Source organism: Actinosynnema sp. NPDC037264 (assembly GCF_055603705.1).
The window spans coordinates 147,326-155,743 of the sequence record NZ_JBVJVK010000009.1 but is presented as its reverse complement, the minus strand read 5'-3'; the positions used below and the strand labels follow the sequence as shown (position 1 = coordinate 155,743).

Genomic DNA, 8,418 nt, shown 5'->3' with positions numbered 1-8,418 from the left:
AACCCATTCCCCCCTCCCTCCCCCCCCCCAACGCACAGGCCCCACCCCCCCCTGCCCCCCCCCCCCCCCCCCCCCCCCCCCCCCCCCCCCCCCCCCCCCCCCCCCCAACCCCCCAATACCCCCCTGATTGCACCCACGTGAACAAGCACCTGGTTGCGGCAGAAGTCTCTTACGGATCGCGTATACCTGTCCAGGGAAATCCATCAAGATCTTCGGATAATTTCAGCACGAACTGCGGTCAAGTTCAGTACAACTAATCGGTAGAACATCACGCCCCGACCCGAGAGGCCCTGCATGTCGACCTCGGCGCAACTGCTCCTGCCCGCGGGCAACCAGCTCAGCAGGCTCCTGCACACCTCGCCCTTGCTGATGGACACCACGTTGGACCAGCTCAGGACCTTGATCGCGGTGTACGAGACGCGATCGGCACTGCGCGCGGCCCGCGTGCTCGGCCGTGAGCAGTCCAGTGTGCAGAAGCAGATCGACACGCTCAACCGCAACTTCAAGTCGTTGTGCGGGGAGCCGCTGGTCGTCAAGCAGGGCCGGGGAAAAGACGTGCTGATCACCCAGACCGGCGAGGCGCTGGTCGAATTGGCGCGCACCACCCTGACCGAGTGGCTGGATTCGATTCACGAGTGCCGCCGCAAGCTCGGCACCACGGTCACCGTCGGCACGACGCGGTTCATGCTCGACTCGCTGGCCAAGGCGTGGCACCACGTGGCGGACGACTTCCGCCGGCGTGACGTGGAGCTGAAGGTCGTGCACATCCGCACCAAGGACATCTGGAAGAGCCTGGAGTCCAAGGAGGTCGACATCGTGTGCGGCAGCGTGGTGACGCACGCGGGCCGCAACAGCGGGGTCGAGGACTTCGACGTGATCGAGTGGCGGCGCGGCGGGTTGGCGCTGCTCACGAACCTGCCGGAGAGCCGGCTCGGCGCGAGCGTCGGCACCGGGGAGTTGCCGAAGCTGCCGCTGGTCGTGCCCGGTGACGGGTTGATCGCGGAATTCCTGCGCGGCTGGTTCGGATCGGACTACCGGAACGAATTGGACATCGCGGCGGAGATCGACGAGATCCAGTACGGCATGTCGCTGCTGCGGTCCGGGCTGGTCGAGGGCTGCATGATCGTCACGTCCGGCCTCGGCGTGGTCGCTGCCAACAACGAGCTGCGCGAGGGGTCGGGCCTGCGGGTGGTCGCCCTGACGAACGACCGCAAACCGCAGCTGGAGCGCTTGGTCGGGGTCTTCGCCCGCAAGGACGAGCGGGCGAAGTTCCCGGCCGACCACCCGTTGAACCTGCTGTGGGCAGCGTTCCAGCGGGAGGTGTCGGACTAGCGGTGCGGCCTAACGCGCCGGGTCCGCCGGGCGTTCCTCACGGCGCCGTTGGGCTTGGCGCACCAGCCACTCCAGTCCGGTGAGAGGCTTCGGCTCCTGAGGCTTCTGCCGTTCCACGGGCTCCTCCTGCTCCTGTTGCGGTTGGGGCGACGGACGCTGGGCGTCGAGGTCGTTCATGGCGCGCTCCCTACCTTGGTCGACAGCGAGTGCCGTCGATCGGAGCACCGACCGGGGTCGGTCCGCTAGAGCGATCAGCCCTATGGGTGACAGCGGACGGTTCAGCGCCGGCCGGTGGCCACGGCGTCGCCGTAGCGCTCGGCGTACCGGGTGGGCGTCTCGCCGACCATGGCGGTGAAGTCGCGGACGAAGTGCGGTTGGTCGGCGTAGCCGAGGTCGGCCGCCAGCGCCGCCCAGTCGATCCGGCCGCCGGCCTCCATGCGCTCGGTCACCTCGCGCAGGCGGTAGCGGCGGATCACCCACTTCGGGCCGACGCCGACGTGCTCGGCGAACAGGCGTTGCAGCTGCCGGACGCTGCCGCCGACCTCGCGGGCGAGCACGTCCACCCGCGTCATCAGGGGGTCGTGGATGATCCGCTCGACGATCTCCACCGCCTCCGCCGCCCTGGGGTCGGGTTCGGGCAGGTTGCGGCGGAGCAGGGCCTCCACGGCGTCGAGGTCGGCGTGGGCGGGCAGGTCGGCGAAGACGGTCTCGGCGGGGACGGTCCGGTCGGTGAGCGACTGGACCGGCGCGCCGAGGAACGGCCGGAAGGCGCCGGGGCGGAAGGCGACGCCGAACACCCGGCCCGCGCCGTCGAGCTCCTTGAACACGTGCCCGCTGGACACGCCGGCGATCACGGCGCCGTCCTCGTGGAACGTCAGGTGCACGTTCGGGTAGGGCACGATCAGCTGGCGGTACGGCCGGTCGTAGCGCCACCGCACCACCCAGTACCGCGCCACGTGCACGGCCAGGTCGGGCGAGGGCTGGTGGAACTCGTGGCTCTGGTGCCGCCGCCACGCCAACTCGCGCTCGTCCCTCGTCACGGTCGCGAGGGTATGTCGCCTTTGTTCAATACACCCGCGGCGACCGTTCCTACGGTGGGCGGCATGTCCCGTGAGCAGTTGATCGACAAAGCCGTGGCGACCGCGTTGGAGGTCGTCGGGAACATCAAGCCCGACCAGTTGGGCGCGCCGACGCCGTGCGCCGAGTTCGACGTCCGCAAGCTCGTCAACCACCTGCTGTTCTGGGGGCCGTCGCTGAACGCCTCCGCGCGCAAGGCGCCCGTGCCGCCGCCCGCCGCCTCGGACGCGGACGTCGACCTCACCGGGGGCGACTGGGCCGCGGACCTGGGCGACTTGCTGCGCGACCGCGCCGTCGCGTGGGGCGATCCGTCGGCGTGGACCGGCACGACGACGATGGGCGGCCCGCAGGAGACGCCGGCCGGGATGATCGGCGCGATGGTGCTGGGCGAGACGGTGGTGCACACGTGGGACCTGGCCAAGGCCACGGGCCAGGCGCCGTCGTGGGACGGGGACGTGCTGGAGTTCGTCCACGCCGACCTCGTCCTGACCGCGTCGATGGGACGCGACATGGGCCTCTTCGGCCCCGAGGTGCCCGTGCCGTCGGACGCGCCCCTGATCGCGCGAATCGTCGGCCTGACGGGCCGCACGCCGTAGCTCCGACCGCGTGATGTTTGCGCTGGTCAGGCGGCCAGATGCCGGCTGACCAGCGCGAAGTCGAAGGGGATCAGTCCCGCAGTTCCATCGTGCAGCACTTCGGGCCGCCGCCGGACTTGCGGAGTTCCGAGATGTCGACGAAGACCGGTTCGAAGCCGCGGTGGGCGACCTGGTCCGCCAGCGCGGTCGCCTCGACCGGCAGGATCACGTGGCGGCCGTCGGAGACCGCGTTCAGGCCCAGGCAGGCGGCGTCCTCGGCGGTCGCGATGACGGCGTCCGGGAACAGGCGGCGCAGGACGCGGCGGCTGCCCGGGGAGAAGGCGTCGGGGTAGTAGGCGATCAGGTCGTCCGCCAGGACGAACAGGGCCACGTCCAGGTGGTAGTAGCGGGGGTCGGTCAGCTGCAGGGAGATGACCGGCACGCCCAGGGTCTCCTGGGCCTCCGAGTGGGCCAGGGGGTCCGTGCGGAAGCCCGTGCCGGCCAGCAGGTACTTGCCGGTCCAGGTGAAGTCGCCCTCGGCCTCGTTCGTGCGCTCCGGCATGACGACGTCGCGGTAGCCGTTGGCCAGGAACCAGCGGCGGAAGTGGTCGGCTTCCGCGGCGCGCTGGGGCGCGCGGAAGCGGGAGCCGAGGACCTGGCCGTCGATGACCGTGCCGGAGTTGGCCGAGAAGACCATGTCCGGCAGCCCCGGCTGCGGCTCGATGGTCTCGACCTCGTGCCCGAGGCGCTCGTAGGTCTCCTTCAGGGCCGTCCACTGCTCCATCGCCAACGACGTGCTGATCGGCTGCGTGGGGTCCATCCACGGGTTGATCGCGTACTCCACCGTGAAGTACGCGGGCGGGCACATGAGGTACCGACGGGTGGTCGGCACGCGCACCTGCGCGGCGGACGTGGCGACGTCGAGCACGATCGGCTCGTCACCGGGGCCCGCGAAGGAAACCGAGGTCATGGATCGAAATGTAGATTGCCGTCTGACCCTCGAACAACGCCGCGATATTGCGTCTTCTAGGGCAGAATGTTGCGTGTGGACACGATCGACCAGCGAATCATTTCGCGCCTGATGGCGAACGCCCGCTCCAGCTACGCCGACATCGGCAAGGAGGTGGGCCTGTCCGCACCCGCGGTGAAGCGGCGGGTGGACAAGTTGCTGGACACGGGCGTCCTGCGCGGCTTCACCGCCGTCGTCGACCCCGAGCAGCTCGGCTGGGGCACGGAGGCGTTCGTCGAGGTGCACTGCCGCGGCAACGTCGCGCCGCACGACATCCAGCAGCGCCTGGAGCCGATGCCCGAGGTCCGCGCCGCCTACACCGTCTCCGGCGCGGCGGACGCCATCGTGCACCTGCGCGCGGCGAACATCCACCACCTGGAGACCGCGCTGGAACGGCTGCGGGCCGTCGAGATCATCGACCGCACCGTCTCGACCGTAGTGCTGTCCCGACTCTTGGACCGCCCGCCGGCACCTTAGAGTCGCGCGCATGGCCGAAGTGCTCCTGCAACGCTCCGACCGCGTGGCGGTCATCACCGTGCACGACCCCGAACGCCGCAACGCGCTCACGCTCGACCTCTCCGACCAGCTCGTGGCCGCGGTCCGGACCTGCGAGGACGACGCGGACGTGCACGCCGTCGTGATCACGGGCGCGCCACCGGCGTTCTGCGCGGGCGCCGACCTCACCGCGCTGGGCGAGGCCCGGGAAGAGGGCCTGCGGCGCATCTACGCCGGGTTCCTCGCGGTGGCCGGCTGCGCGCTGCCCACGATCGCGGCGGTCGGCGGCGCGGCGGTCGGCGCGGGCCTCAACCTGGCGCTGGCGTGCGACGTGCGCCTGGTCAACGCCAACGCGAAGTTCGACGCGCGGTTCCTCCAGCTCGGCATCCACCCCGGCGGCGGGATGACGTGGATGCTGCACCGGCTCGCCGGCCCCCAGACCGCGACCGCGATGACCCTGTTCGGCCAGGTTTTGCCCGCGGACGCGGCGGTATCCCACGGGCTGGCCTGGGCGAAGGTCGACGGCGGGCACGACGAGCTGGTCGCCGCCGCGGTCGAGTTCGCGCGTCCGTCGGCCGACGCCCCGCGCGACCTGGTCCGCACGATCAAGGCGTCCATGCGCACCACCGCGACCCTCGCCGACCACGCCCAGGCCGTGGACACCGAGCTGACGCCCCAGGTGGCCTCGATCGCCACGCCGGAGTTCCAGGCCAAGCTCGCCGCGATGAAGGCCCGGATCAGCAGGCGCGACTGACCTGGACAGCCGGCCCGAATAACTGTAACTTCGAGTAACAGTTACCGGCCGGTACTACTCGGATACTGCCCAGTTCGCGCCCCGCGCACCTGGTGGGACGAACCGTCCCGCACAGTGGTACAGGAGAAACCGGCTCCCGCGCGGGCACGACTACCCTCGCGGAGGGGCACGGGGGCAGCAGCCCTCGGGCGTTGTGAGGAAAGGGATCGGCGTAGGACATGACTACCGACGTTGGTAACGGCGCCGCGCCAGGTGGCTCGCCGGACAAGACCGGCACGGTCCGCAAGCTCGACCGCGTGGTGATCCGGTTCGCCGGCGACTCCGGCGACGGCATGCAGCTGACGGGTGACCGCTTCACCTCGGAAGCCGCCGCCTTCGGCAACGACCTCGCCACCCAGCCGAACTTCCCGGCCGAGATCCGGGCGCCACAGGGCACGCTCCCCGGCGTCTCCAGCTTCCAGCTGCACTTCGCCGACTACGACATCCTCACCCCCGGCGACCGCCCCGACGTGCTGGTGGCCATGAACCCGGCGGCGCTCAAGGCGAACATCGACGACCTGCCCAAGGGCGGGATCCTGATCGTCAACACCGACGAGTTCACCAAGCGCAACCTGGTCAAGGTCGGCTACGCGGCCGACCCCCTCGAGGACAACTCCCTCACCGAGGCCTACCAGGTGCACAAGGTCGCGATGGCCACGCTGACCATCGGCGCCCTGGAGAACACCGGCCTCGGCAAGAAGGACGCGGAACGGGCGAAGAACATGTTCGCCCTCGGCCTGCTGTCCTGGATGTACCACCGGCCCACCGAGGGCACCGAGCGGTTCCTCCGCGAGAAGTTCGCCAAGAAGCCCGACATCGCCGAGGCCAACGTGCTGGCGTTCCGGGCGGGCTGGAACTACGGCGAGACCACCGAGTCCTTCGCGGTCACCTACGAGGTCGCGCCCGCCAAGCTCGACCAGGGCACCTACCGCCAGATCACCGGCAACACCGCGCTCGCCTACGGCCTCGTCGCCGCAGGCCAGCAGTCCGGGCTGCCCCTGGTGCTGGGCACGTACCCGATCACGCCGGCGTCGGACATCCTGCACGAGCTGTCCAAGCACAAGAACTTCGGCATCACGACGTTGCAGGCCGAGGACGAGATCGCGGGCATCGGCGCCGCGCTCGGCGCGTCCTACGGCGGCGCGCTCGGCGTGACGTCGACGTCCGGCCCCGGTGTGGCCCTGAAGTCGGAGACCATCGGCCTGGCCGTGATGACCGAGCTGCCGCTGATCGTCATCGACGTGCAGCGCGGCGGCCCGTCCACCGGCCTGCCGACCAAGACCGAGCAGGCCGACCTGCTCCAGGCGATGTTCGGCCGCAACGGCGAGTCGCCGGTCGCGATCGTCGCGCCGCGGTCGCCCTCGGACTGCTTCGACGCCGCGCTGGAGGCCGCGCGCATCGCGCTGGTCTACCGCACGCCCGTGCTGCTGCTGTCCGACGGCGCGATCGCCAACGGCTCCGAGCCGTGGCTCATCCCGGACGTGGCCGACCTGCCCGACCTGCGCGTGGCGTTCGCCACCGAGCCGAACGCGCCGGACGGCACGTTCTGGCCGTACCTGCGCGACCCGGAGACGCTGGCGCGGCCGTGGGCGGTGCCAGGCACGGCCGGCCTGCAGCACCGCATCGGCGGGCTGGAGAAGGCCGACGGCACCGGCAACATCTCCTACGACCCGGCCAACCACGACTACATGGTGCGGCTGCGGCAGCGCAAGATCGACGGCATCGAGGTGCCCGACGTCGAGGTGGACGACCCGTCCGGTGAGGCGCGCGTGCTCGTCGTCGGCTGGGGCTCGTCCTACGGCCCGATCGGCGCGGCGGCGCGGCGGGTGCGCAAGCTGGGCATGCCGGTGGCGCACGCCCACCTGCGGCACCTCAACCCGTTCCCGAAGAACCTCGGCGACGTGCTCGCCCGGTACGACCGGGTCGTCGTGCCGGAGATGAACCTCGGCCAGCTGGCGCTGCTGCTGCGCGCCAAGTACCTGGTCGACGCGATCAGCTACACGAAGGTGCAAGGCCTGCCGTTCAAGGCCGAAGAGCTTCAGGACGTGCTCGCCGACGTGATCAAGGGAGTGTCCGAATGACGGCGACGGAACTGGGCTTGCCGACCGTTGGTGGGCTGGTCGGCGTGCCCACGGCGGACGAGCCGCAGAAGGCCAAGGACTACAAGTCGGACCAGGAGGTCCGCTGGTGCCCCGGCTGCGGCGACTACGTGGTGCTCAACGCCGTGCAGTCGTTCCTGCCCACGCTCGGCCTCAAGCGCGAGAACATCGTGTTCGTCTCGGGGATCGGCTGCTCGTCGCGGTTCCCGTACTACATGAACACCTACGGCATGCACTCCATCCACGGGCGCGCGCCGGCCATCGCGACCGGCCTGGCCGTGGCCCGGCCGGACCTGTCGGTGTGGGTGGTCACCGGTGACGGCGACGCGCTGTCCATCGGCGGCAACCACCTGATCCACACGCTGCGCCGCAACGTGAACCTCAAGATCCTGCTGTTCAACAACCGGATCTACGGCCTGACCAAGGGCCAGTACTCGCCGACGTCCGAAGAGGGCAAGGTCACCAAGTCCACCCCGTTCGGCTCGCTGGACCACCCGTTCAACCCGGTGTCGCTGGCGCTGGGCGCGGAGGCCACGTTCGTCGGCCGCGCGGTCGACTCGGACCGGGCGGGGCTGACCGAGGTGCTGCGGCAGGCGGCCGAGCACCGCGGGTCGGCGCTGGTCGAGATCTACCAGAACTGCCCGATCTTCAACGACGGCGCGTTCGACGTGCTCAAGGACGCCGACGAGGCCGCGCGCCGGATCATCAACGTGGTCGACGGGCAGCCGATCACGTTCGGCAACGGCGAGTACGCCGTGGTCCGGGAGGGCTTCGGCCTGGCCGTGGCCAAGTCGGCGGACGTCTCGCCGGAGGACGTCGTGGTGCACGACGCGTCGGACCTGAACCTGGCGTTCGCGCTGTCGCGGCTGTCGACGCAGGACCTCCAGCACACCGTCACCGGCGTGTTCCGCAACACCGCGCGGACCACGTACGACGACGCCGCGCGGGAGCAGGTGGAGCAGGCCAAGGCCGCGAAGCCCGCGGACCTGCGCGCGCTGCTGCACGGTAAGGACACCTGGACCGTGGCCGGCTAGAACG

General features: G+C 70.4%; 8 protein-coding genes. 6 read left to right on the top strand and 2 right to left on the bottom strand.

The window, feature by feature from the left end:
- The first annotated feature begins 294 nt into the window (after positions 1–294).
- The gene (locus tag ACZ7GX_RS13975) at positions 295–1,332 is read left to right on the top strand and encodes a LysR family transcriptional regulator (RefSeq protein ID WP_498776453.1); all 1,038 of its coding nucleotides are present in this window, start codon (positions 295–297) and stop codon (positions 1,330–1,332) included.
- Positions 1,333–1,610: 278 nt separating this feature from the next.
- Here ACZ7GX_RS13975 and ACZ7GX_RS13970 read toward each other — a convergent pair whose 3' ends face one another.
- A complete protein-coding gene (locus ACZ7GX_RS13970) occupies positions 1,611–2,372 on the bottom strand; it encodes a DUF6597 domain-containing transcriptional factor (RefSeq protein ID WP_498776451.1) in 762 nt (253 codons plus the stop codon).
- Between the two features lie 63 nt (positions 2,373–2,435).
- Between ACZ7GX_RS13970 and ACZ7GX_RS13965 the strand changes: the two genes are divergently transcribed.
- Positions 2,436–3,005 (top strand): TIGR03086 family metal-binding protein, encoded by a 570-nt coding sequence (locus ACZ7GX_RS13965; RefSeq protein WP_498776449.1) that lies wholly within the window; start codon positions 2,436–2,438, stop codon positions 3,003–3,005.
- Between the two features lie 70 nt (positions 3,006–3,075).
- On the opposite strand, the gene ddaH is transcribed toward ACZ7GX_RS13965, so the two are convergent.
- Positions 3,076–3,954, bottom strand: a complete 879-nt coding sequence (gene ddaH / locus ACZ7GX_RS13960; RefSeq protein ID WP_498776447.1) for a dimethylargininase — start codon at positions 3,952–3,954, stop codon at positions 3,076–3,078.
- Positions 3,955–4,029: 75 nt separating this feature from the next.
- Here ddaH and ACZ7GX_RS13955 point away from each other — a divergent pair, with 75 nt between their 5' ends.
- The 4 genes from ACZ7GX_RS13955 (at position 4,030) to ACZ7GX_RS13940 (ending at position 8,414) form a co-directional block, all read left to right on the top strand.
- Positions 4,030–4,470 carry an Lrp/AsnC family transcriptional regulator gene (locus tag ACZ7GX_RS13955; protein WP_230566443.1) on the top strand — a complete coding sequence of 147 codons (441 nt, stop codon included), beginning with the start codon at positions 4,030–4,032 and terminating at the stop codon, positions 4,468–4,470.
- A gap of 10 nt (positions 4,471–4,480) precedes the next feature.
- Complete coding sequence (locus ACZ7GX_RS13950; RefSeq protein ID WP_498776445.1) at positions 4,481–5,242, top strand: enoyl-CoA hydratase; 762 nt, start codon at positions 4,481–4,483, stop codon at positions 5,240–5,242.
- 218 nt (positions 5,243–5,460) lie between these two features.
- Complete coding sequence (locus ACZ7GX_RS13945; protein WP_498776443.1) at positions 5,461–7,362, top strand: 2-oxoacid:acceptor oxidoreductase subunit alpha; 1,902 nt, start codon at positions 5,461–5,463, stop codon at positions 7,360–7,362.
- Complete coding sequence (locus ACZ7GX_RS13940) at positions 7,359–8,414, top strand: 2-oxoacid:ferredoxin oxidoreductase subunit beta (protein WP_498776441.1); 1,056 nt, start codon at positions 7,359–7,361, stop codon at positions 8,412–8,414. The genes ACZ7GX_RS13945 and ACZ7GX_RS13940 overlap by 4 nt, the downstream gene beginning before the upstream one ends.
- Positions 8,415–8,418 lie beyond the last annotated feature (4 nt).

Bases quoted from the DNA above. Each gene is read 5' to 3' on its own strand.
- ACZ7GX_RS13950 (WP_498776445.1), top strand. From the start codon at position 4,481: ATGGCCGAAGTGCTCCTGCAACGCTCCGACCGCGTGGCGGTCATCACC.
- ddaH (WP_498776447.1), bottom strand. From the start codon at position 3,954: ATGACCTCGGTTTCCTTCGCGGGCCCCGGTGACGAGCCGATCGTGCTC.
- ACZ7GX_RS13965 (WP_498776449.1), top strand. From the start codon at position 2,436: ATGTCCCGTGAGCAGTTGATCGACAAAGCCGTGGCGACCGCGTTGGAG.
- ACZ7GX_RS13940 (WP_498776441.1), top strand. From the start codon at position 7,359: ATGACGGCGACGGAACTGGGCTTGCCGACCGTTGGTGGGCTGGTCGGC.
- ACZ7GX_RS13945 (WP_498776443.1), top strand. From the start codon at position 5,461: ATGACTACCGACGTTGGTAACGGCGCCGCGCCAGGTGGCTCGCCGGAC.
- ACZ7GX_RS13975 (WP_498776453.1), top strand. From the start codon at position 295: ATGTCGACCTCGGCGCAACTGCTCCTGCCCGCGGGCAACCAGCTCAGC.